Source organism: Butyrivibrio sp. MC2021 (assembly GCF_000621605.1).
In the GTDB taxonomy this organism is placed as follows: domain Bacteria; phylum Bacillota; class Clostridia; order Lachnospirales; family Lachnospiraceae; genus Butyrivibrio.
This window is the reverse complement of record NZ_JHXX01000001.1, coordinates 982,562-1,005,137: the sequence shown is the minus strand read 5'-3', so window position 1 is coordinate 1,005,137 and position 22,576 is coordinate 982,562. Positions and strand designations below refer to the sequence as shown.

General features: G+C 46.4%; 21 protein-coding genes and 1 riboswitch. Of the genes, 14 read left to right on the top strand and 7 right to left on the bottom strand.

Annotation, left to right across the window (positions count from 1 at the left end; translation table 11 throughout):
* Nucleotides 1–8: 8 nt before the first annotated feature.
* Genes T359_RS19270 through T359_RS0104165 form a run of 3 tightly spaced genes read right to left on the bottom strand, consistent with a single transcriptional unit; the run spans nucleotide 9 to nucleotide 4,834 of the window.
* Entirely contained in the window at nucleotides 9–3,074 is a 3,066-nt protein-coding gene (locus T359_RS19270) for a DEAD/DEAH box helicase (protein ID WP_051544910.1), read from the bottom strand.
* An 11-nt stretch (nucleotides 3,075–3,085) separates the two neighbouring features.
* The gene (locus tag T359_RS19265) at nucleotides 3,086–4,063 is read right to left on the bottom strand and encodes an alpha/beta fold hydrolase (protein WP_051544908.1); all 978 of its coding nucleotides are present in this window, start codon (nucleotides 4,061–4,063) and stop codon (nucleotides 3,086–3,088) included.
* A gap of 33 nt (nucleotides 4,064–4,096) precedes the next feature.
* Nucleotides 4,097–4,834 (bottom strand): glycerophosphodiester phosphodiesterase, encoded by a 738-nt coding sequence (locus T359_RS0104165; protein ID WP_026516382.1) that lies wholly within the window; start codon nucleotides 4,832–4,834, stop codon nucleotides 4,097–4,099.
* A 167-nt stretch (nucleotides 4,835–5,001) separates the two neighbouring features.
* On the opposite strand from T359_RS0104165, the gene T359_RS0104160 reads away from it, so the two are divergent.
* From T359_RS0104160 to T359_RS0104130, 7 genes are all read left to right on the top strand, one after another.
* Nucleotides 5,002–5,553, top strand: a complete 552-nt coding sequence (locus T359_RS0104160; RefSeq protein WP_026516381.1) for a TetR/AcrR family transcriptional regulator — start codon at nucleotides 5,002–5,004, stop codon at nucleotides 5,551–5,553.
* Nucleotides 5,554–5,574: 21 nt separating this feature from the next.
* Complete coding sequence (locus T359_RS0104155) at nucleotides 5,575–6,507, top strand: MurR/RpiR family transcriptional regulator (protein WP_026516380.1); 933 nt, start codon at nucleotides 5,575–5,577, stop codon at nucleotides 6,505–6,507.
* A 10-nt stretch (nucleotides 6,508–6,517) separates the two neighbouring features.
* A complete protein-coding gene (locus T359_RS0104150) occupies nucleotides 6,518–7,810 on the top strand; it encodes an NAD(P)/FAD-dependent oxidoreductase (RefSeq protein WP_026516379.1) in 1,293 nt (430 codons plus the stop codon).
* Nucleotides 7,811–7,834: 24 nt separating this feature from the next.
* Entirely contained in the window at nucleotides 7,835–8,500 is a 666-nt protein-coding gene (gene cmk, locus T359_RS0104145; RefSeq protein ID WP_026516378.1) for a (d)CMP kinase, read from the top strand.
* A 14-nt stretch (nucleotides 8,501–8,514) separates the two neighbouring features.
* Nucleotides 8,515–9,369 carry a 4-hydroxy-3-methylbut-2-enyl diphosphate reductase gene (gene ispH, locus T359_RS0104140; RefSeq protein WP_026516377.1) on the top strand — a complete coding sequence of 285 codons (855 nt, stop codon included), beginning with the start codon at nucleotides 8,515–8,517 and terminating at the stop codon, nucleotides 9,367–9,369.
* Nucleotides 9,350–10,498: a 30S ribosomal protein S1 gene (rpsA, locus tag T359_RS0104135; protein ID WP_026516376.1), complete on the top strand. Its 1,149-nt coding sequence runs from the start codon at nucleotides 9,350–9,352 to the stop codon at nucleotides 10,496–10,498. The genes ispH and rpsA overlap by 20 nt, the downstream gene beginning before the upstream one ends.
* A 193-nt stretch (nucleotides 10,499–10,691) precedes the next feature.
* Nucleotides 10,692–11,474: a CheR family methyltransferase gene (locus T359_RS0104130; protein WP_026516375.1), complete on the top strand. Its 783-nt coding sequence runs from the start codon at nucleotides 10,692–10,694 to the stop codon at nucleotides 11,472–11,474.
* Between the two features lie 85 nt (nucleotides 11,475–11,559).
* Here the strand turns inward: T359_RS0104130 and sdaAA are convergent, their stop codons facing one another.
* From sdaAA to T359_RS0104115, 3 genes are read right to left on the bottom strand one after another with little or no spacing between them, the layout of a single operon-like run.
* Nucleotides 11,560–12,450 carry an L-serine ammonia-lyase, iron-sulfur-dependent, subunit alpha gene (sdaAA, locus tag T359_RS0104125; RefSeq protein ID WP_026516374.1) on the bottom strand — a complete coding sequence of 297 codons (891 nt, stop codon included), beginning with the start codon at nucleotides 12,448–12,450 and terminating at the stop codon, nucleotides 11,560–11,562.
* A 21-nt stretch (nucleotides 12,451–12,471) separates the two neighbouring features.
* Nucleotides 12,472–13,140 carry an L-serine ammonia-lyase, iron-sulfur-dependent subunit beta gene (gene sdaAB, locus T359_RS0104120; protein WP_026516373.1) on the bottom strand — a complete coding sequence of 223 codons (669 nt, stop codon included), beginning with the start codon at nucleotides 13,138–13,140 and terminating at the stop codon, nucleotides 12,472–12,474.
* 11 nt (nucleotides 13,141–13,151) lie between these two features.
* Nucleotides 13,152–14,351 (bottom strand): ribonuclease H-like domain-containing protein, encoded by a 1,200-nt coding sequence (locus T359_RS0104115; protein WP_051544906.1) that lies wholly within the window; start codon nucleotides 14,349–14,351, stop codon nucleotides 13,152–13,154.
* Nucleotides 14,352–14,582: 231 nt separating this feature from the next.
* On the opposite strand from T359_RS0104115, the gene rsxC reads away from it, so the two are divergent.
* Genes rsxC through T359_RS0104085 form a run of 6 tightly spaced genes read left to right on the top strand, consistent with a single transcriptional unit; the run spans nucleotide 14,583 to nucleotide 19,573 of the window.
* Complete coding sequence (gene rsxC / locus T359_RS0104110; RefSeq protein WP_026516371.1) at nucleotides 14,583–15,899, top strand: electron transport complex subunit RsxC; 1,317 nt, start codon at nucleotides 14,583–14,585, stop codon at nucleotides 15,897–15,899.
* Nucleotides 15,900–15,915: 16 nt separating this feature from the next.
* Nucleotides 15,916–16,863, top strand: coding sequence for an RnfABCDGE type electron transport complex subunit D (locus T359_RS0104105; RefSeq protein ID WP_026516370.1), 948 nt, complete (start codon nucleotides 15,916–15,918; stop codon nucleotides 16,861–16,863).
* Nucleotides 16,860–17,468 (top strand): RnfABCDGE type electron transport complex subunit G, encoded by a 609-nt coding sequence (locus tag T359_RS0104100; RefSeq protein ID WP_026516369.1) that lies wholly within the window; start codon nucleotides 16,860–16,862, stop codon nucleotides 17,466–17,468. The genes T359_RS0104105 and T359_RS0104100 overlap by 4 nt, the downstream gene beginning before the upstream one ends.
* Entirely contained in the window at nucleotides 17,468–18,166 is a 699-nt protein-coding gene (gene rsxE, locus T359_RS19260; protein WP_242839039.1) for an electron transport complex subunit RsxE, read from the top strand. Before T359_RS0104100 ends, rsxE begins: the two co-directional genes overlap by 1 nt.
* A 2-nt stretch (nucleotides 18,167–18,168) precedes the next feature.
* Nucleotides 18,169–18,756 (top strand): electron transport complex subunit RsxA, encoded by a 588-nt coding sequence (gene rsxA, locus T359_RS0104090; RefSeq protein WP_026516368.1) that lies wholly within the window; start codon nucleotides 18,169–18,171, stop codon nucleotides 18,754–18,756.
* A 22-nt stretch (nucleotides 18,757–18,778) separates the two neighbouring features.
* Nucleotides 18,779–19,573: an RnfABCDGE type electron transport complex subunit B gene (locus T359_RS0104085; protein ID WP_026516367.1), complete on the top strand. Its 795-nt coding sequence runs from the start codon at nucleotides 18,779–18,781 to the stop codon at nucleotides 19,571–19,573.
* 68 nt (nucleotides 19,574–19,641) lie between these two features.
* On the opposite strand, the gene epsC is transcribed toward T359_RS0104085, so the two are convergent.
* Nucleotides 19,642–20,541: a serine O-acetyltransferase EpsC gene (epsC, locus tag T359_RS0104080; RefSeq protein WP_051544905.1), complete on the bottom strand. Its 900-nt coding sequence runs from the start codon at nucleotides 20,539–20,541 to the stop codon at nucleotides 19,642–19,644.
* Nucleotides 20,542–20,814: 273 nt separating this feature from the next.
* On the opposite strand from epsC, the gene T359_RS0104075 reads away from it, so the two are divergent.
* A complete protein-coding gene (locus T359_RS0104075; RefSeq protein ID WP_026516365.1) occupies nucleotides 20,815–22,122 on the top strand; it encodes a flagellar hook protein FlgE in 1,308 nt (435 codons plus the stop codon).
* A gap of 229 nt (nucleotides 22,123–22,351) precedes the next feature.
* Nucleotides 22,352–22,438, top strand: a riboswitch (cyclic di-GMP riboswitch).
* Nucleotides 22,439–22,576 lie beyond the last annotated feature (138 nt).

The following is a 22,576-nucleotide window of genomic DNA, read 5'->3' as shown; positions in this document are numbered from 1 at the left end:
AATTATTTTTATCCCAAAAGCTCCAAGAGTTCCTTCCTTGTAAGGCTTGGAGTAGTCATAGAGTCACTTCCGAGGAGCTGCTCAGCCAGCTCCTTCTTTTTATTCTGTAAAAGAATAATTCTCTCCTCGATGGTATCCTGCATGATCAGGCGGTATACTGTCACCACGTTCTTCTGGCCGATGCGGTGGGCTCTGTCGGTGGCCTGATTTTCTACCGCCACATTCCACCAGTGGTCGTAGTGGATGACGATATCCGCAGCGGTGAGGTTAAGTCCTGTGCCGCCGGCCTTTAATGATATGCAAAATACAGGTGTGTCATCCTCCTGGAAGGAGTCCACCATCTTGATGCGGTCTTCCTTCTTGGTGGCTCCGGTGAGAAGATAGTAGCCGATGCCTTCTTTTTTCAGAAGCTCCGTAAGTCTGTCCAGCATGGAAGTAAACTGGGAGAAGACCAGCATCTTATGTCCGCTTTCTGCGGCACTTTTTATCATCTCAAGACAAAGATCCGCCTTGGCGCTGCCTCCCTGGTAGCCCTCGTAAACAAGAGCCGGGTCGCAGCAGATCTGACGAAGCCTTGTAAGCTCCGACAATATAACGATCCTGTCTTTCTTAAAGTCCTCATCGCTCTTAAGCTCCACCATCATCTTGATATGCTGAAGCCTTGCCTTGTAGAGCTCTGCCTGCTCCTTGGTCATAGGAGAGTAGATATTTTCTTCCAGTTTATCCGGAAGATCCTTAAGCACATCCTTTTTAAGACGGCGCAGGATAAAGGGTGCCACCATTTTGCGAAGGCGTTCCATGGCAGCCTCGTCTTTTTCGGAAATAGCAGGTCCCTCAAGAGTATCATGGAACTTCTTGTAGGTAAAAAGATATCCCGGCATGCAGTAGTCAAAGATGCTCCAGAGCTCGCTGAGCCTGTTCTCTATGGGGGTTCCCGTAAGAGCAACCTTAAAGGAGGCGTTAATATTCTTAACCGCCTTAGCACCCTGGGTTCCCGGATTCTTGATAAACTGGGCTTCATCGATGATCTCACATTCAAAGGAGAGATATTTGTACAAATCAATATCTCTTCTCAAAAGGTCGTATGAAGTGATAATAACGTCAGTGTGTTCCTCCTCAATCTCAGAGGTAACACGCTCTCTGTCAGGCTTTATGCCCACCGCCAGCTCGCAGTTAAGCTCCGGTGTAAAGCGCTTGATCTCATGCTGCCAGTTATAAACAAGGGAAGCAGGGCACACGATAAGAGAGCACTTATTCTTTTTGCCCTCACGTATATTCTTTTCCTTGATAGAAAGAAGAAGGGAGAGCACCTGCAGAGTCTTTCCAAGACCCATATCGTCTGCCAGGATTCCTCCAAATCCGTTTCTTCGAAGCTTGGACAGCCACTCGAAACCGGTCTTCTGGTAGTCCCTGAGGACCTTCCCGAGACTATTCGGCAGCAGGTCCTTATCTTTTTCGTCGTTAAAAGAGTTCACAAGTTCCTTGAAATCACGGCTCATGGACAGGTGGGTTCCGAAAAACTCCTGGCTCTGCTCTGAGAGGTCATCCAGGAAAAGAGCTCTGAATTTAGGAACAGAGGCATGACCCTCCAGGATATCTTTTGAAGTAAGCGACAAACCATCTCGCAAGGAGAACAAAAGCTCCATCTCATCCCCGGCAAGGTCCACGATATCTCCGGACTGCAGCCTGAAATACTTCTTTTTCCTTTCGTAGCGGGACAATATCTCATCCAGCTCCTGGGGCGTAAGATCCTCAGGCACAATGGACAGCTGCAGTAGATCTGCAACCACCGATACCCCGAGGTTGATCTTAGGGGATTTGATTATCTTGATGGACTTGATAGCATCAGATAAATACACATCTCCGATGCTGTCCAGGAAAGGAATGTCATCGGTTATAAAGGAATAGAGCCTGTCATCCTCATCTGATGCGGCATTCAGGGCAAGGACGCCGCTCTCTGTGTCCAGGTTATCAAAATATGGGCTCACAGCCTTGGCGGTCTGATTCTCTGCGTAGAGGTTTCTCTTTACTTCCCCTGCCTCATCCTCCGGAGCGGAATTGCCCTCGGCTTCATTTCTGAATATATGATAGGTCTTCTCAGACCTTTTTCCCTCATGGTAAACAGCCTGAATGTCACAGGTGATCCTGCGGCTCTCGGGCATGTCGATGTACAGTTTGAACTTTGGAATATCGGGAGAGTATTTCGAGGCCTCAAATCCGTCGATGCCCACGTTAAAATACTCCTCGATAACGGGCAGAAGTCCTGTGGAAAAAACAGGAAGATCCTTTTCCGAGATAAAAAGTTCGTTCTCTGTGCGTCTTGCGGACAGGAACTTAAGGAAAGGAATGACCGGCTCCGCGTCGATCCTTGGAATCATGTGGAGCTTACGTCTTCTTTCGAAATAAATATATGAATAGCCCTCAAACATGGTGAAGGCGCTGGCTTCAAAGGTGATGCCTCCCGGAGTCTTGTCGATATGAAGGTCGATGGGAGGAAATACGGGAACTATATCCAGGAACCGCTCCTCTGTGTATCTTGCACGGAAGTCGTTGTTGACGAAATAAACGCCCTCAACGGACTTGAAAAACTCATCAATTTCATTGCCTGCGAGCTCGATCTGCTTGCTGTGTCCTTTGGAATAAGCATAGGAGAGCCCTGACTGCTTGTGTCTGAAATAATCCCGAAGGAATCTTATGATCTTTTTTGAGGAATCTGAAAATGCCGACAGGTCGTGGGTAAACTCCAGGTGTTTGCCATAGCTTACGGTCTCGTTTTCATCGATGGCCTTAATAAGGTCCATGATATCCTTGAGCACATAGCTGTGACCCTGTCCGGAGAAAATATTGAAGCTCACCGTTATCTTGTCCTTGTTGAAAACAAGATGGGGCTCCAGCTCCACCAGTGCAGCCTTTTTGTACAAAAGAGGCGTGTCGGATTCCGGGGCGTAGGCCTTAAGGAGATTCTTGGTCTCAAAGGAGGTGTAGTGAAAATCCTTGGGAGCATCGGAAATAAACCGTCTTCCGGAGGCTGTTATTGTACTTGTCTTAAAAAAGTCGTTGTTATTACTTGGCATTTTCCTTTTCCTTAATGATTGAGATACCCGTCAAGTGTTGTGAGAACATCTTTGTAATAGGCTTTTCTTGTGGGTTCCAGGGCATTGAAGATCTCATGTCTGGAATCGGGATAGGGATGGAACACGGCAGAGGGCACAAGGCCTTTGAACTCTTCATAGCCCGCCGGATCGATGAGATGATCCTGCCCTGCAGTCATCACCGTGATCGGAAGCTTGAGCTTTCGGGCGTTTCTCATAATATCCCCGTGAACCTTCATGCTGGCAAGGGCCCAGCCAAAGGTGGCCCCTGTGGTCTGATAGTGTTGATCCCTTTTTCGAAGGGCCAGCTGATAATCAAAGCGTGGCCTTGAAAGGGCACTGCTTTTGGTAAAATCCGTATTGGGATCAAAGTGTTTCTGATTGGGAGCAAGCTTTTGCATTTGTCCAAACAGTACTGCATAGGCCTTCAGCAGAACTCTCATGATGGGATTGAGATTTCCTGCCATCATTCTGAACATGGGAGAGCTGAGGATAGCAGCCTTAAAGTAACCGTCATAGGTCTCCAGGAAAAGAGTGGCTATGGCACCTCCCATGGAATGGGCAAGAAGCAGCATATCAAGCCCCTTGCTTTCGGGAACAACCACCTTGTCAACAAAGAGCTTCAGGTCCCGGACATAGGTCATGTAGCTGTCGATATAGATGGTGTCCACATCTTTGGTCTTGCCGCCGCTGTAGCCGTGGCCTCTTTGCTCCAGGAAAAAGACCTTGTAGCCTGCCAAAGCCAGGTACATGAAGTATTCATGGTACTTTCCGAAAAACTCTCCAAGGCCGTGAACAAAGGTGATGCTTGCCTTGGGAGGGCCGTCGGGACTGACTATATAGTAATTAAAATCAATGTTGTCAGCGCCCTTTAACTGTCCCCGCACCACATGGTCTTTTCGCCAGGGCTTATTTTCTTTTTCCATTGCGGAGAGGAAATCCTCCTCCCCAAGAAATCTGATATTCTGCATCGCGCCTCCGAGGTGCTTGAATCGTGAACTGTTTTAGAGACTTCTCATACTTAGAAGTGAATTGGCCTTATCGGGATAATTGGTGATGATGGCATGAACCCCGAGATCTATGCATCTCTTGATGTCCTCGGTGCTGTTGACTGTCCAAACATTGACATCGAGACCCAGGTTCCTGCAATCCTCCATATAATGCGGATACTGGAGATTGTAAAGAGCAGGATGAAGGGCGTTAACTCCTTCTCTGTGACCATACCGGGGCATATTCAGGGTTCCGTCCGCATACAGAAAACCGACCTTTGCCTCCGGGTCGATCTCCTTGATCTTTTTTATGGAATAGTGGTTAAAAGAGGAATAGATGACCCTGTCCTGCCAGTGCTTTTTGTGGGTGAGGTCTACAATCTTTTCCTCAATGCCCGGATAGAAAAATACACCGGTCTTAAGCTCGATATTGATGGTAAGTCCTGTGGGATCAAGGAGGTTAAAGACTTCCTCCATGGTGGGAATGGTTGCATCCTCGTAAAAAAGATTTCCGTTGCAGAAGCTGAAATTCTTAAGCTCCTTAAGGGTGTAATCCCTCACAAGGCCTGCACCGTTACTGGTTCTGTCAATCTTTTCGTCGTGACAGACAACAATCTCGCCGTCTTTGGTCAGTTGAATATCCAGCTCAACGCCGTCGGCTCCCATTTTTGCTGCCAGATCAAAGGCTGACAATGTATTTTCGGGCGCATGTCCGCTGGCTCCGCGGTGTGCCCAGATAAGTGGTCTGCTCATTTTTTTTACCCCCGTAAAATACAATACATCATCCATTAATTTTAACATTTTAAAAGTACCTCTTCAATTGAAAGACAAGATATAATGGGCATTATTTGCATTGACAGTGGTGACTTGATTCTGTAAAATAATAACGCATGATACGAAAAAACTATTGGGAGGCATATATGTCCAGAAAAGCAACCATTACACAGAAAGAAATTGTTAATGCAGCCTTTAAGATCACTAAGAGAGAAGGCTTTGAGCAGATTACATCAAGGAAGCTGGCGGCAGCTGCAGGATGCTCCACACAGCCTATTTTCCGAATTTATGAGAATATGGATGCGCTTAAAAAGGACGTTTACGATAAGGCAGCGGTATATTACGAGGATTATTACAACGATTTTCCCAAGAGCCATGAGGTTCCCTTTGTGGACCTGGGCCTTGCTTATATAGGCTTTGCACAGAAGTATCCTCATCTTTTCAAGCTTCTTTTTATCTCTGAGCAGGGACCGGAATCCAAGAGCATGTATGACCTTGTTAACGGCGCAAACGAGAATGTGGTTAAAGAGATCAACAAGGCAGCAGCCAAGGGCGCAGGCAATGCCCAGGATCTTTTCATGAAGATGTGGATCTTTATTCACGGCGCAGGCTGCATGGCTGTAACAGGAGATTACGACCTGGATCAGGCTTCATCCGTTGCAATGCTTGAGTCAGCATACAAGTCTTTCAGTCTTTGATAAAACTTTTGGGGGAAAAGAATGCGCTTCGAAGCGGACGTTGACGTTATAACCAGAATAAACGAGTGCTACAGGGGGATGAGTAAGGGCAAAAAATCAATTGCCACCTATATTTGCGATCACTATGAGCAGGCGGTGTTCATGACTGCTGCTGAGCTAGGCAGGATCGTAGGCATGAGTGAGTCCACTGTGGTGCGTTTTGCCATGAGCCTTGGTTATGACGGATATCCTGAGTTTCAGAGGGCTCTGTCTGTATGGGTCAGCGACAAGTTCGGCTCGGTACAGAAGGTTGGAAGGAAATTCGGAAGGAGCAGTGAGGGTGAGATACTCTCTACTATTCTTCAGTCGGATATTTCCAACATAGAACATACCATCAACAACATCGACGTGGCAGCCTTCAAGACTGCCGTTGATATTATACTTAAGGCAAGGAATCTGTATATTGTAGGTATCCGCAGCTGCGAGCCTCTGGCGGACTTTTTGCATTTCTACATGAATATGATAAGGGGGAACAACATTCTTATCAGAACCACCAACGTCAGCGAGATGTTTGAGCAGATGATAAGGATCAACGATCGCGATGCTATCATCGGCATCAGTTTTCCCAGATATTCCATGAGAACTCTTAAATGCATGGAGTTTGCCAATGACAGAAATGCCAAGGTCATCACAATTACCGATTCCGTTCATTCGCCCATGAACCTGTATTCTTCCTGTAACCTTCTTGCCAAGAGCGAGATGGCTTCCATAGTTGATTCACTGGTGGCGCCCCTTAGTGTCATCAATGCACTGGTGGTGGCCCTTTGCATGAAGAAGCCGGGCGAGGTTCAGGCGGATCTTAAGATGCTGGAAGAGACCTGGAGCAATTATCAGGTCTATATGAATGATGAGATAGATTTTGCTTCCGACGATCCCATGATCGGTTATCCGTACAGACCAGGGGATGTCAGGTAGGAGAGAGTTAGTGAAGAAAATTGCAGTAATCGGCTGCGGTGCGGCCGGAATGATGGCGGCGCTGGCTGCTGCACAGAGCAGCGGAAGCGTCACTATTTTTGAGAAAAATGAAAAACCCGGGAAAAAGATCTACATCACCGGTAAGGGCAGGTGCAATGTCACCAATGCCTGCGAGGTGGAGGACTATTTTTCCTATGTAAAAAGAAATCCCAGATTCCTTTACAGTGCGGTCTATGACTATGACAACAAGGCAGTCATGGAGTTTTTTGAAAATAACGGCTGTAAACTGAAGGTGGAACGTGGCGACAGAGTGTTTCCCGTATCGGATCATTCCTCTGATATCATCAGGACCCTGTATAACGCTGTGATCAAGGCGGGAGTGGAGGTCTTATTCGACACCACTGTTCTGTCTGTGGAGAGCAGTAACGGCAAGGTGTCGGCTATTACCTACAGCCAGAAGGACGATCCCATAATCCGTCAGGAGTTTGACAGTGTTATCGTCTGCACCGGGGGACTGTCTTATCCATCCACCGGCTCCACGGGAGACGGCTACAGATTTGCCAAGGACATGGGCCACAGCATAAAAGAGCCCCTTCCTTCACTGGTTCCCTTCGAGATAAAGGAGGGCTGGTGCAGGGATCTTCAGGGACTTTCTCTTAAAAATGTTGGGCTTAAGCTGTTTCTTGCCGATAAAAATAATAAGACTTCCGACAGTCAGGACAGCCCCAAGAAAGCCAAAAAGCCCAAGGCAGTATACGACGGCTTCGGAGAGATGCTTTTTACCCATTTCGGAATCAGCGGCCCTCTGGTACTTACAGCCAGCTGCCATTATGAGAAGGACAAGCTGGGCAAGGTCTATATTGATCTTAAGCCCGCTCTTTCTGAGGAGCAGCTTGATAAAAGAGTTCTGAGGGATTTCGAGGAGGGCCTTAACAAACAGTTCAAGAACGTTCTTGGAGGCCTTTTCCCATCCAAACTTATCCCGGTTATGGTGAAGCTTTCGGGCATTGATCCGGAGAAGCCTGTAAATGAGATAACAAGGCAGGAGAGACTTGATTTTGTCAGGCTGATAAAGAATCTTCCTATGGAGATAACCGGCACCAGAAGCTTTAACGAAGCCATCATCACCAGGGGCGGCGTCAATGTTAAGGAGATAAATCCATCAACCATGGAATCCAAGCTGGTTCAGGGGCTTTTCTTTGCGGGAGAGGTTATAGACGTGGATACAGAGACCGGAGGCTTCAATCTTCAGGTTGCCTGGTCTACGGGGCATCTTGCGGGAGTCAGCGCAGCCGCAGAATAAATATTTTTTATGAGGAGCATTATTATGAGCAAAAAAATCGCAATTGACGGACCTGCAGGAGCAGGAAAGAGCACCATCGCCAAGCTGGTGGCCAAGGATCTGGGATTTATCTATGTTGACACCGGAGCTATGTACAGAGCCATGGCCCTTTATATGATCAACAACAAGATCGATCCCGCTGACAGCGAGAAGATAAGTGAGACCTGCAAGAGTGCGGATATTACCATAAAGCATGAGAACGGAATTCAGGTGGTTTACCTGAACGGAGAGAATGTTAACAGCCTTATCAGAACAGAGGCAGTAGGAAATATGGCTTCAGCCAGCAGTGTCAACGGAGACGTTCGTAAGAAGCTGGTGGAGCTTCAGCAGAAACTGGCTGAAACAGTGGACGTTGTAATGGACGGAAGAGACATCGGAACCGTGGTTCTTCCCAATGCTGACCTCAAGATTTTCCTTACAGCCAGCAGCAGGGTTAGAGCCGAGAGAAGATTCAAGGAGCTCACAGCCAAAGGCGAAGAGTGCAGCATCGACGTTATCGAGAAGGATATTATCGAGAGAGATTACAGAGACAGCCACAGGGAGAATTCTCCCCTTAAGCAGGCAGATGATGCAGTTCTTGTGGATTCTTCGAACATGACCATTGAAGAGGTTGCAGGAAGGATCATCGAGCTTTACAGATCAAAAAGCTGATTTTAGGAGGCACTATGGAAGTAGTACTTGCTGAGCATGCGGGCTTTTGCTTTGGAGTTACCAAGGCGGTGGAATCCGTATACGAACAGATAGAGAATAATAAGGGGGCGAATATTTATACCTACGGCCCCATTATCCATAACGAAACTGTGGTGGAGGACCTTGAGAAAAAGGGCGTTAAGGTCATAAACAGCGCCGATGAGCTTGAGGGAATCCGGGAGGGGATCATCATTATCAGATCCCACGGTGTTACAAAAGAAGAATATGCCCGTATCAAGGACAGCGGCCTTACGATAATTGATGCCACCTGCCCCTTTGTGAAGAGAATTCATAAAATTGTGGCAGAGGAGAGCGAAAAAGGTAAGGGAATCATCGTTGTGGGCAGTGCGGATCATCCGGAAGTCCAGGGAATCGTAAGCTATGCCGGTGAGGACGTACAGGTATGCGACAGTCCCGAAAGTGCCGAAAATATCGGCAAAAACGGGGACAAAGAGTATACAGTTGTTGCTCAGACTACATTTAACAGAAATAAATTTAAAGAAACCGTTGAAATCTTTAAAAATAATGGTTACAATATTAATGTTGTGAATACAATATGCAATGCTACTGACGAGAGACAGTCCGAGGCCGAGAGTATCGCCTCAGGAGCTGATGCCATGATAGTGATTGGCGGAGCACACAGCTCTAATTCAAGGAAACTGTACGAGATATGTCGTGAGCGCTGCAAATATACTTATTTTATTCACACAACGGATGACCTACATCTGGAATTACCTAAGGATACCAGAATTGTCGGGATTACCGCCGGGGCTTCAACCCCAAAGAACATTATTGAGGAGGTTCAGAATTATGTCAGAACAAACTTTTGAACAGATGCTTAACGAATCGTTCAAAACAATTCACACAGGGGAGGTTGTTGAGGGAACTGTTATTGACGTTAAGCCTGACGAGATAATCCTTAACATTGGCTATAAGTCCGACGGTATCTTAACCAAGAACGAATACAGCAACGACAACAGTATTGACCTTACAACCGCCGTTAAGGTTGGTGACACAATGGACGTTAAGGTCCTTAAGACCAACGATGCAGACGGACAGGTTATTCTTTCATACAAGAGACTTGCCATCGACAGAGGCAACAAGAGAATCGAAGAAGCCTTCAACAACAAGGAAGTACTTACAGCTAAGGTTGTTCAGGTACTCGAGGGTGGTCTTACAGTAGTAGTTGATGAAGTTAGAATCTTCATCCCTGCAAGCCTCGTATCAGACAGCTATGAGAAGGATCTTTCCAAGTATCAGGATCAGGAGATTCAGTTCGTAGTAACTGAGTACAATCCTAAGAGAAGAAGATATATCGGTAACAGAAGAATGCTTGTAACAGCTGAGAAGGCTGAGCAGGCTAAGAAGCTCTTCGATACAATCAAGGCCGGCGACGTAGTTGACGGCGTAGTTAAGAACGTAACAGATTTCGGTGCATTCATCGATCTCGGTGGTGCAGACGGACTTCTTCATATTTCAGAGATGAGCTGGGGCCGTGTTGAGAGCCCTAAGAAGGTATTCAAGGTTGGCGATACAGTTAAGGTTCTTGTTAAGAGCATCGACGGAAGCAAGATCGCTCTTTCAAGAAAGTTCGACGACGAGAATCCTTGGAAGGATGCTACAACCAAGTATGCGGTTGGCAATGTAGTTAAGGGCAAGGTAGCAAGAATGACTGACTTCGGTGCATTCATCGAGCTTGAGCCTGGTATCGACGCACTCCTTCATGTATCTCAGATCGCTAAAGAGCACGTTGAGAAGCCTTCAGATGTACTTAAGGTTGGACAGGAAGTTGAGGCTAAGATCGTAGACTTCAACGAGGACGACAAGAAGATCAGCCTTTCAATCAAGGCACTTTTCGCTCCTGAGCCTACAGAAGAGGCTGCTCCTGCTGAGGAAGAGGGCGATGTAGTATCAGTTGACATCGACAAGGTTATCGCTGAGCAGAGCGAAGAGAACTGATTTCTCGATAATAATTGGATTTAACCGGTGGTTGAGTATAGCTCATCCACCGGTTTTTTGTGCTGTTTGGGTGGTTAATTAAAACGAAATAGTATTTATAATTATTTAATTTTACATACACTTTCCCATAATATAGAATTAATTGTGAGGTATTATGCTTGCCGAAAAATTAGATTAGGAGGGAAGTGGATTCATGGAATACGATTACGAGTGGTTTAAAAAGGGTGTCTATGACCTTACTAAGATTGATCTTAATGCTTACAAAGAGAAGCAGATGAAGAGAAGAATCGATACGCTTATCGGTAAATATGAGGTCAAGGGTTATGACGGATTCCTGGCTCTTATCAAGAAGGACAGGGAGGCCCTGGACTCTTTTGTAACGTATCTTACTATTAACGTTTCCGAGTTCTTCAGAAATGTTGATCAGTGGAATCTTATGGATAAAGAGATGGTTCCTGAGCTTATGAATAAGTTCGGAAAGAACCTGAAGATCTGGAGTGCAGCCTGCTCTACAGGTGACGAGCCCTACACCATCGTTATGATGCTCTCCAAGCATATTCCGCTGAATCAGATAAATGTTTATGCTACTGACCTTGACGCGGTTGTTCTGGCAAAGGCTAAGGCTGCCATTTATGATAAAAAGGAAGTTGCCGGAGTTCCTGAGGAATTCAAGAAGAAATATTTCACAGAGACTCCTGACGGAAGAATGAAGGTATCCAGTGAGATCACATCGCGAGTTACTTTCAAGCAGGCTGATCTTCTGAGAGATCCCTATCCGAAGGATTGCCACCTTATCGTGTGCAGAAACGTGCTTATCTACTTCACAGAGGAAGCTAAGGACGATATCTTCAGAAAGTATTATGCAAACCTTAAGCCCGGCGGAATCCTCTTTATCGGAAGTACAGAGCAGATCGTTAACTACAAGGACATAGGCTTTGTTCGTAAGAACTCCTTCTACTATGAGAAGCCCATGTAAATGTTGAATGAAATGAGATAATAAAAGGAATGTGTTTACTGCTGTAGACACATTCCTTTTTTGTGTGTTATTTGGCATGGACCATTTACTGGTTTTCGGTTCCGAATATCTCTTTTTTAAGCCTGATTCCCGTGGGAGTGGTGGCAAGACCGCCCCCTGCCGTCTCCTTAAGTGAGGTGGGAAGGGCATTTCCAACTTCCCTCATGGCATCCAGGCATTCGTCTGCAGGAATCCTGGAGCCTACCTCTGCAAGAGCTATCTCTGCGCTGGAAAAGGCTATCATCACACCGGAAGCATTTCTCTTTATACATGGAATCTCCACAAGACCTGCCACCGGATCGCATACAAGGCCCATCTGACTGGAAATGGCTATGGCGCAGGCATCTGCGCACTGGGCCGGGGTTCCGCCCATAAGTTCCACCATGGCAGCGGCGGCCATGGCTGATGCACTTCCGCACTCTGCCTGACAGCCTCCTTCGGCACCGGCGATACTTGCTTTTGAAGCTATTACCATTCCTATGGCTCCGGCGGTAAACATGGACATGACAACTTTTTCTTCAGGAAGGTCATGTTCCTCCTGAAGTGATATGAGGCAACCGGGTAAAATACCGCAGCTTCCGGCGGTGGGAGCTGCAACGATCCTTCCCATGGAGGCGTTGCAGCCGGCCACCGCAAGGGACCTGGCAATGGCTCCTGAAATAAATGAGCCGCATAGGCCGCCTCCTGTGCGTTCGGCGTAGCTCTTTACCTTATAGGCTTCGCCACCGGTGAGGCCTGACATGGATTTCTGATCCTTTTTCATGCCCTGGCCTACGGATTCTTTCATGACTTCGTAGCTTTTCAGCATCCTGTCATAGAGCTCTTCGGTGGACAACTCCATGCTGTCTGCCTGGTCCTTCAGGACCAGCTCACTGATGGTTATATTATTCTGCCGGGCTGCTTCCACAAGCTCGGCGATTGATTCGTATTTAAGCATATTTTCATTCCCTGATATAACTTAGATTCTTCGTACAAGGATGGCGTTGTCCACATCCTTGAGATTTTTGAGGTCTTCGATGAGCCTTGAGGGCGGAGCCTGGTCAATCTCGATGGTCATAATGGCATTGCCCCCGCGCTCCTCACGGGACAAATGGAAGTTGCAGATGTTGAGGCTTCCGTAGCAAAAATGCATGAAGTTGGTAACCTCTGCAATGACTCCCGGCTGATCTCTGTGCATGATAAGAAGAGTATTCTTTTCTCCGCTGAATTCCACCTTCATGCCGTTGATCTGATCTACTCTGATATTACCGCCCCCGATACTGGCCCCCAGGACGTTGCCTGAAGTTCCGTCCGGCATCAGGAAGTTGATAAGAGCAGTGTTGGGGTGAGCTCCCGGGATATTTTTCCTGATAAAAGAGTATTTGATGCCCCTTTCTGAGGCTATTTCCAGGGCACTCTTGATTTCCTCCGAGTCTGAGCTAAAGCCCATAATTCCGGCCATAATTGCTCTGTCGGTGCCGTGCCCTTTATAGGTCTGGGCAAAAGAACCGGATAGCGTAACTTCCACGCTTTCCGGCTGCATTTCGTTCATTATTTTGTTGACGACCATGCCGATTCTGACTGCTCCTGCGGTGTGTGAACTGGAGGGGCCTATCATGACAGGGCCGATGATATCAAAAACGTTCATATAAAATTCCTTTACGCATCGAGAATATGGGCTATCACATGACAGGCGTACAGACTCATGGCGAATCTGCTCTTTTTCATATTCTCATTAAGATCAAAATAGATATCCTTGTCTTCATAGTCTTTTTTGAAGAAAGGAGAAAATACAAGGTCCCATTCCTTGAGATACTGGCCCTCTTTCCTGGTGTAGCAGTTCCTGGCGGTGGCGTTTTCTCTGTAGGCCTTGTCTACAAAGCTGGCAATTGACTTGTGTATGGCCATATCCTCCTTGGGAAGATAGAAGTAATCCTTGTAATTGGCATAGAAATATTTGAGCTCTTCTTCATAGAGAGGAACCCGCAAGGTGGCCTCAGACCCTTCTGCCTTAAAATAACAGCCGTCGTAATTGCCGGTGAGAGAGGAGGGCAGGGATACCGGAAGGGACAGCTTCATATACACTTCTTTTTTCTGCTTGCCCTCAAAATCGTTGTAATAGTTGGCCTGTACCTTCCTGGCCTTAACCGGAAGATGCAGGGCGAAATCGTCCTCATAGTATCTGGAGGCATCTATTTCCTCATCTGTTCTGACGGACAGAGTGGGAAGATTCTTGAATTTTTTGAAGAAATCTTCGTAAACCAGCATGGGAAGCAGCGCAAACAGCCCCTTGATATCCTCTTCGTTATGAAGCAAAAGGAGTCTTAAGTCCTCAGAGGATTTGCTCTCTGTATACCTCTGATAAACGGGGATCAGCTTGCCTCCGTCGTACTGATCCTCCCTGTCTATTCCAAGATAGAGCTCTATAGTCTTTTGCTTGCAGTCAGGAAGGCCCAACAGGTTTTTATAAGGTGAGATCTTTTTGTAAATATCAAAAGAATCCAGCTTTTTCATTGGACTCTCAAATAAGTATTTCTCGAATCGGCTCTCCAGAAAAGGGATATCGAATCGGTTCCCGTTGAAGTGAACAAGGACTTTGAAGTCCTTTACAAAGCTGATAAAATCACGAAGAAGTTCAGCCTCCTGTGCGGGGCTTTCCGCAAACATCTGGCAGCTTCTCCAGTGACCCTTTTCGAAATAAGCAGCGCCTATCATGTAGAGGCCGGCTGTTTTGGCGGACAGTCCTGTGGTTTCGATGTCCAGAAACAGGATATCTTCTGCCGGGTATCCCACCATCCCGGGAATTTTCTCGATGATTTCATTTTCTTTAAATGTCAGTTCTTCACTAGTCTTTATCATACCTGTCTTCTCCCATATTTCTGAAATCCCCTACTTTCAATATTCTACCACAATCCGGATTACTTGTGGCATGGGTAATTGTCCTGTGAAAATGACAAATTGTCAGAAAAAATCTGATTAAAGTAGAATTTTTGCACGAAAATTAGTATACTTAAAGAAGGGTTGATTCTTCGCACCGAAGCGTCTTTTCGGCGCAGATCACTTCAAAAAAATTCGAAAGAAGGGTAGGAAATGGCAAGAGGTACGTTTGAGGGTGGAATCCATCCGTACGAGGGGAAAGAACTGTCTAAGGACAAGCCCATTAAGTCTGTGCTTCCGAAGGGTGAGCTGGTTTATCCGCTGTCCCAGCACATCGGTGCACCGGCCAAGCCCATAGTGGCTGTTGGGGACCATGTTCTTACAGGTCAGAAGATTGCGGAAGCAGGCGGATTTGTTTCTGCAAACATTTTTTCAACTGTATCCGGAACTGTGAAGTCTATTGAACCTAGAAGACTTGCTACCGGTGCTATGTGTAACAGCATCATCGTGGAAAACGATGAGCAGTACGAAGAAGTAGAGTTTAAACCGGCTAAACCCTACGAGGAGATGACTGCTGAGGACAAGATCGCAGCTGTCAGAGAGGCCGGCGTTGTTGGTATGGGAGGAGCAGGCTTCCCCACAGCGGTTAAGTTTGCTCCGAAGGAACCCGACAAGATCGATTATGTCATTGCCAATTGCTCAGAGTGTGAGCCTTATCTTACATCTGATTACAGACGTATGATCGAGGAACCTGAGCTTCTTTTGGAAGGTCTTAAGATTGCGGTCAGCATCTTCCCCAACGCAAGAGGAATTCTTGCCATTGAGGACAACAAGCCTGACTGTATCGCCAAGTTCAAGGAATTAACCAAAGATGAAGAGAAAATCAGCGTAAAGGAAGTAAAGACCAAGTACCCTGAGGGTGCTGAGCGTATGCTTATTTATGCTTGTACCGGAAGAGAGATCAACTCTTCGATGCTTCCTGCGGATGCGGGCTGTATCGTAGACAATGTTGATACTCTTTGTGCTGTCTGCAGAGCAGTAAAAGAGGGCAGACCTCTTATGGAAAGAATCGTTACCATCACCGGTGACGCCATTACAGAGCCCAGGAACTACAAGGTAAGGATCGGAACCAATTACCGGGAGCTTGTAGATGATGCCGGCGGTTTCGCCCACGAGCCTGCCAAGATCATTTCCGGCGGTCCCATGATGGGATTTGCCATCTTTGATCTGGATGTTCCCACAACCAAGACTGCATCGGCTCTTACCTGCCTCACCCAGGATGCTGTTTCCGAGATGGAGCCATCAGCCTGCATCAACTGTGCACGCTGCGTGGAGGTTTGTCCCGAGAGACTTATCCCCAAGAATCTGGCAGATGCCGTGGAACATAACGATGAAAAGACATTCCTGAACATGTACGGAATGGAGTGCTGCGAGTGCGGATGCTGCAGTTACATCTGCCCTGCAAGACGTCAGCTTACTCAGCTCATCAAGGGCATGAGAAAGATTCAGCTGGCAAATAGGAAAAAGTGAGGGAGGACATCATTAAATGAGTGATTTAAGAAGAGTGTCATCCAATCCCCATGTCAGATCCAAGACAACCACTTCAAACATTATGATGTGGGTTGTGATCGCCCTGCTTCCTGCAGCCGGCTTTGGTATCTACAACTTTGGCGTGGATGCGCTGATCATACTTTTGCTTTCTGTGGCTTCCTGCGTGCTTTCGGAGTTTATCTATGAGAAGGCTATGCACAAGCCTGTAACCGTTGGAGATCTATCTGCTGTGGTAACCGGGCTCCTTCTTGGAATGAACCTGCCCTCCACAGTGCCGTGGTGGATCCCGGTTCTTGGCGGTATCTTTGCAATAATCATGGTTAAACAGATCTTTGGAGGTCTGGGACAGAACTTTATGAACCCTGCCCTGGGCGGAAGATGCTTCCTTGTAATATCTTTCCCGGCTCTTATGACCAACTTTATTACCGATACTTACACAGGAGCAACACCTCTTGCAAACCTTAAGAACGGCATGGAAGTCAATGTTATGGACATGCTCATCGGTAGAACCGGAGGAACCATCGGCGAGACCTCAATGCTCTGCATTGCCATCGGCGCCATGATCCTTTTTGCAGTTGGTGTCATCGATTATGTTATTCCTTTTACCTATATTGTTACCTTTGTGATCTTTGTAGGCCTTTTTGGACAGTACGGCTTTAACTGGTCCTACATCTCAGCCCATATCGCAGGCGGCGGACTTATGCTTGGGGCCTTCTTCATGGCGACTGATTATGTGACCTGTCCTATAACCACCAAGGGTAAATATATCTACGGCTTTATTCTGGGGCTTCTTACCGGAATCTTCAGAATCTTCGGAGCCAACGCAGAGGGCGTTTCCTTTGCCATCGTAATCGGAAATCTTCTTGTTCCGCTTATTGAGAAGTTCACCATTCCGAGAGCCTTCGGAATCAAGAAAACGAAGAAGGAGGCGAAAAAAGCATGAATGATACAAAAAGCATGATCAAAAACGCCTTTATACTGTTTGCAATAACCTTAGTTGCAGGCGTCCTTCTGGGAATTGTTTATCAGGTAACAAAAGAGCCAATAGCATATCAGGATAAGCTGGCACAGGATAAGGCCAATCAGTCCGTTTTTGCTTCGGCTTCAACCTTCAATGATGTGGACCTTGATGAAGTCAAGGCTTCGGAAGTTGCATCATCTCATATCGGAGTGGCCATCGAGTCAGTTAAATCTGCCGTTGACGGAAGTGGAAATGTTCTCGGATATGTTATCCAGGTTAAGTCCAAGGGCTATGGCGATTTCATTGAGTACACCGTTGGCATTACCAATGAAAGTAAAGTAAACGGAATCTCCATTATCTCCATTGCTGAGACTCCCGGACTTGGAATGAATGCCCAGAAGGTCATCGTTCCACAGTTTGCGGATAAAGATGCCCAGCAGTTTGCGGTGGCCAAGAATGGTCAGGTATCCGATCCGAATACTCAGATCGAGGCTATTTCGGGAGCTACCATAACCTCAAAGGCTGTAACAGAGGGCGTCAACGCTGCGGTTTCATATTTTGACAATGCACTGAAAGGAGGAAACTGATGAGCACAGAAGCAAAAAAAGGAGCTTTGGGCTTCAAACAGGATACTCCCGCTGAAAGATTTTTTAACGGACTTGTTGCTGAAAACCCCACACTGGTACTTATGATCGGTATGTGCCCCACACTGGCTGTTACATCTTCAGCTATCAACGGCCTGGGAATGGGACTGGCTACCACATTCGTTCTGGCGCTTAGTAATGCGGTTATTTCAGCCCTTAGAAAGGTGATTCCTTCAACAGTCAGAATTCCTTCCTTCATTGTTGTTATAGCTTCCTTCGTTACACTGGTTGAGCTTCTTATGAAGGCCTATGTACCGGCTCTGAATAAGGCTCTGGGCGTATACATTCCTCTTATTGTTGTTAACTGTATCATCTTCGGAAGAGCGGAAGCCTATGCAAGTAAACACGGCATTGTTCCTTCATTCTTTGACGGAATCGGAATGGGAATCGGCTTTACCTGCGCTATCACAGTTATCGGTCTCATCCGTGAATTCATCGGAGCAGGCACAGCCTTTGATGTTCAGATCCTTGGCGAAGGCACAGTGGTTCCCGGCGCAGTGGGAGCATTCCTTTCAACCTATCGCCCCATCAGCATCTTTATTCAGCAGGCGGGAGCCTTCTTTGTACTGGCATTTCTGATCGCCATCATGAATAAGATAAAGATGAATGCGGCAAAAAAGAATAAGAAGGAGGCTGATTGATTATGGGAGAGACAATTCTTAATCTTGTGGGCCTTATGATAACAGCTTCACTTGTAAATAACGTAGTTCTCAGCCAGTTCCTGGGCCTTTGTCCTTTCCTTGGTGTTTCCAAGAAGACAGATACAGCCCTTGGAATGGGAGGAGCCTGTATCTTCGTTATCACACTGGCTTCACTGGTTTGCAGTATCATTTATAAGTTCATTCTGAATCCTTTGGATCTTTCCTACCTTAAGACCATAGTATTCATCCTTGTTATAGCCATGCTGGTTCAGTTTGTTGAGATGATCCTGAAGAAATACATCGTATCTCTCTATCAGGCACTGGGTGTTTACCTTCCCCTTATCACAACCAACTGTGCGGTTCTTGGTGTTGCACTGAACAATGTAACTGACGGTTATTCAATCCTTCAGAGTGTTATCTGCGGATTTGCGACAGCTATAGGATTTACCATTGCCATCGTTATCCTTGCAGGCCTTCGTGAGAAGATGGAATACAACGACATCCCCGCACCCTTCAAGGGAATGCCTCTGGTTCTTCTTACTTCAGGCCTTATGGCTATTGCGTTTACCGGGTTCTCAGCCCTGAAGTAAGATAATAAGGAGATAAAAGACTATGATCACTGGAATAATCATTGCAACCTGTGTTGTAGCCGGTGTCGGAATAGTTATTGGCTTGATTCTTGGCGTGGCAGACCTGAAGTTGCATGTAGAAGTAGATGAAAAGGAAGCGGCTATTTTGGAGGCCCTTCCCGGAAATAACTGCGGCGGCTGCGGATTCCCGGGATGTTCGGGATGTGCGGCGGCTATAGCCAAGGGCGAGGCGGCAGTCAATCAGTGTCCTGTGGGAGGCCCTTCCGTTGCGGCAACCATCTCAGGAATCATGGGAGTTGAAGCCATAGAGACTGAGAAGCAGGTGGCCTTCGTTCACTGTAACGGAACCTGTGAAAATGCCACTCAGCAGTACGAGTACGACGGAGTATCCGACTGTAGGCTTCAGGCCCAGGCTCCCGGCGGCGGTTCCAAGAAGTGTCCCTTCGGATGTCTCGGCGGCGGTACCTGCGTATCGGTTTGTCAGTTTGATGCAATCCATATCGTGAACGGCGTGGCTGTAGTAGATAAGGACGCCTGCAAGGCCTGCGGCAAATGTATAGAGATCTGCCCGCACCATCTTATCGATCTTGTTCCCTACAGCGCAAAAGAAGCGGTTGTCTGCAAGTCTCAGGATATGGGTAAAGCGGTCAACGGCTATTGTAAGGTGGGATGTATCGCATGTCATATCTGCGAAAAGAACTGCCCTGCAGGAGCCATCACTGTTGAGAACAATGTGGCGACTATCGACCAGAGCAAGTGTACTCACTGCGGAACCTGCGTAGAGAAGTGTCCAAAGAAAGCAATAAAGGCACTTTGAATATAATAGAGATAATAAATAAAGTCCCTTGGGCTCTGTGCCTAAGGGACTTTTTGATTTATATGTGATTACTGATTTTTCATGCTGATCCTGCTTCCTGCTGGAACAGAAGCGGTGATGAATGCGTTAGCTCCGATAACTGAGCCTTCACCGATAACTGTTTCACCGCCGAGGATAGAAGCTCCGGCATAGATGGTTACGTTGTCCTCAATGGTGGGGTGTCTCTTTACGCCCTTAAGAGCCTGGCCGCCTCTGGTGGAGAGACCGCCGATGGTAACGCCCTGATAGATCTTGACATGTTCACCGATAATGGAGGTTTCACCGATAACAATACCTGTGCCGTGGTCGATCATAAGGTATTTGCCGATGGTGGCACCGGGATGGATGTCGATTCCGGTCTTGCTGTGGGCATATTCTGTCATCATCCTGGGAATAAGCGGCACCTTGAGAAGATACAGCTCATGGGCTATTCTGTTGATGGTGGTGGCAAGAAGTCCCGGATAGGAGAGGATGATCTCTCCCTTGCTGTAGGCCGCCGGGTCACCCTCGTAGCAGGCCTGAAGGTCTGTGTCCACATATTCCCTTATCTTGGGAAGCTGCTTGAAGAACTCATGGGTAATGCATCTGGAGCCGCAGTCCAAAGTCTCATCACTGGCATTTTTGTATTCGGGGCTGTGATGGAAGGCGATGGCTATCTGCTTCTGCATGTTGTAGATGACATCCTCGATAACAATGGCGATCCTGTTGGTGTCATTGTAGCTCTTGTACACCTTGTCTCTGTAGTAGCCGGGGTAAATGATACGGATGAGCTTGATGACGATATCTTTTACCGCATCCCTGTCGGGCTGGTTAAAGACATCCATCTGATCCACATCTCTGCCGTTCTCATAGTCTGACAGGATAAGATCAACGATGTTCTTGATCTCGTTCTTGAGTTCTTCGCTGTTTGAGTTCTTTTTATAATCCATTTTTAGCACCAAACCTTCATTATTATAGTAAGGAAATGTAAGCGATTACAGTTTATGCCGCTTTTCGGACTTTTGGAATCTTATAACATAGTATACATCATGTTTTGGGCATGGAGAAATATTTTTTCGCTGTATTGCTAAATAAAATCAAGGTTTCATCCGATATAGCAAATGAGAGTTAATATATTCTTTTCCGGCAAAGGGATGCCATTAAGGAAAGTACATGGACGTACAGCGAAGAATGTATTTTATGATTTCGGAGGTACGTGTCCTATGATGAGATCTCTTTGGTCCGGTGTCGCAGGTCTTAAAACCCACCAGCTGGAAATGGATGTAATTGGTAATAACATTGCCAATGTAAATACAACTTCTTATAAATCCCAGGCAACAGGCTTTACCGATATTCTGTATCAGACGGTAAGACAGGGAACAGGCGCCGGGGATAATGTAGCCACCACCAATATCTCTCAGGTGGGTCTCGGTTCTAAAGTGGGTTCCATTTATACAAATATAACAAAGCAGGGTTCTGCGGTTACAACAAATAATGTCTTTGACCTTATGATCACAGGCGATTCTTTCTTTGTGGTAACACTTCCCGACGGAACACAGGCTTTTACAAGAGACGGCTCCTTCACACTTGACGGTGAAGGCAATTTCGTAACCCAGAATAACGGCTATATCTGCAACATGATAGCAGGAGAGGGTATTTCCGCCAGCGCATCCATTATGAATGATCGTACCAAGACCATGGCAGGCCAGGCCACCTCAGAAGGATACATGAAGGGAAATCTGAACAGAGCGGATCCTGTGCTCAAGGAAGGCAAGATCCAGTCCATGGAAGTATATGGTAAAGACGGCAACAGATATACCATAAAATTTAAATTTACCGATGCCGGAGATGAAGATGACAGTACCTATGGTTTATCCATAGATAAGATCCTTGATCAGGACGGAAAAAAGATTGATAACTCTGTTGAGGATGATCTGATCCTTAAATACAGTAAGCATGACGGAACCCTTGAGGGAATCGCTAATGCTGGTGATGAAAATCTTGCAAACGGAAAAACTTCCTTTGCATTTACCTTTGGCGGAGATGCTGCCAACATAGGAACCCTCAATGTAGATTTCAGCAACACATCCAATTATGCCAACTCCATGGGTGGAACATCATCCACCATTTATGCATACAGAGGAGATACCCAGGGACTTAACCAGGGCTATCCAAACGGTGAGCTCAGTGGAATCTCAATCACAAATGACGGTTCCATTTACGGAGACTACACCAATGGCCAGACAGTAAAGATCTCCCAGATTATTGTGGCCCAGTTCAGCAATGCCATGGGTCTTGAGAAGATAGGAGACAATCTTTACAGAGCTTCCCTGAATTCCGGAGAACCCATCTACATGGATATCACTCAGGACGGCGGTTACATGTCATCCGGGTACCTGGAAGGCAGTAATATCGACCTTGCCAAGGAGTTTACCGACATGATCACCACACAGCGCGGTTTCCAGGCCAACAGCCGCGTAATTACTACATCTGACGAAATGCTCCAGATTTTAAAAGGACTGAAACGTTGATAATACGCGCTTTTTGTGAAAACTAGTTTATAATTATAAATAAAGTATAAAAATTTTTTTTCAGAGCCGGACTCGTTTTCCGGCTCTTTTTTTCAGATACGGAGTTTTTTTTGTTAAAAAGGGATTGAAATATGATTACTAATAGTTTATATTCTAGTTACAAGATTTTGGGAATAATCTTAGCTTAATAAAGTTAATATTATTTTTGTTTGCTTAACTAAATAACCAAGGGAAATAAAGGCAAAGCTATTGAAAAATAGCGACGCAAAGCTAAAGGGTCTCAATCACTTTATGTGACAGACAGCCAGTTGCTGGTGCTGATGAGTAGCGCCAAAAAAGCGACCGTGCCTGTTGAAGGATTTTGCAGACGGTCTTTTTTATTGAAATTACAGTACGATAGCAGTTCACGGATGAACGGATGACATTGGTAATGTTATCACGAGTACATGGAAAC

Coding starts and splice junctions, on each gene's coding strand:
- T359_RS19270 (WP_051544910.1), bottom strand. CDS start 3,074: ATGCCAAGTAATAACAACGACTTTTTTAAGACAAGTACAATAACAGCC.
- T359_RS19265 (WP_051544908.1), bottom strand. CDS start 4,063: ATGCAGAATATCAGATTTCTTGGGGAGGAGGATTTCCTCTCCGCAATG.
- T359_RS0104165 (WP_026516382.1), bottom strand. CDS start 4,834: ATGAGCAGACCACTTATCTGGGCACACCGCGGAGCCAGCGGACATGCG.
- T359_RS0104160 (WP_026516381.1), top strand. CDS start 5,002: ATGTCCAGAAAAGCAACCATTACACAGAAAGAAATTGTTAATGCAGCC.
- T359_RS0104155 (WP_026516380.1), top strand. CDS start 5,575: ATGCGCTTCGAAGCGGACGTTGACGTTATAACCAGAATAAACGAGTGC.
- cmk (WP_026516378.1), top strand. CDS start 7,835: ATGAGCAAAAAAATCGCAATTGACGGACCTGCAGGAGCAGGAAAGAGC.
- ispH (WP_026516377.1), top strand. CDS start 8,515: ATGGAAGTAGTACTTGCTGAGCATGCGGGCTTTTGCTTTGGAGTTACC.
- rpsA (WP_026516376.1), top strand. CDS start 9,350: ATGTCAGAACAAACTTTTGAACAGATGCTTAACGAATCGTTCAAAACA.
- T359_RS0104130 (WP_026516375.1), top strand. CDS start 10,692: ATGGAATACGATTACGAGTGGTTTAAAAAGGGTGTCTATGACCTTACT.
- sdaAA (WP_026516374.1), bottom strand. CDS start 12,450: ATGCTTAAATACGAATCAATCGCCGAGCTTGTGGAAGCAGCCCGGCAG.
- sdaAB (WP_026516373.1), bottom strand. CDS start 13,140: ATGAACGTTTTTGATATCATCGGCCCTGTCATGATAGGCCCCTCCAGT.
- T359_RS0104115 (WP_051544906.1), bottom strand. CDS start 14,351: ATGATAAAGACTAGTGAAGAACTGACATTTAAAGAAAATGAAATCATC.
- rsxC (WP_026516371.1), top strand. CDS start 14,583: ATGGCAAGAGGTACGTTTGAGGGTGGAATCCATCCGTACGAGGGGAAA.
- T359_RS0104105 (WP_026516370.1), top strand. CDS start 15,916: ATGAGTGATTTAAGAAGAGTGTCATCCAATCCCCATGTCAGATCCAAG.
- T359_RS0104100 (WP_026516369.1), top strand. CDS start 16,860: ATGAATGATACAAAAAGCATGATCAAAAACGCCTTTATACTGTTTGCA.
- rsxE (WP_242839039.1), top strand. CDS start 17,468: ATGAGCACAGAAGCAAAAAAAGGAGCTTTGGGCTTCAAACAGGATACT.
- rsxA (WP_026516368.1), top strand. CDS start 18,169: ATGGGAGAGACAATTCTTAATCTTGTGGGCCTTATGATAACAGCTTCA.
- T359_RS0104085 (WP_026516367.1), top strand. CDS start 18,779: ATGATCACTGGAATAATCATTGCAACCTGTGTTGTAGCCGGTGTCGGA.
- epsC (WP_051544905.1), bottom strand. CDS start 20,541: ATGGATTATAAAAAGAACTCAAACAGCGAAGAACTCAAGAACGAGATC.
- T359_RS0104075 (WP_026516365.1), top strand. CDS start 20,815: ATGATGAGATCTCTTTGGTCCGGTGTCGCAGGTCTTAAAACCCACCAG.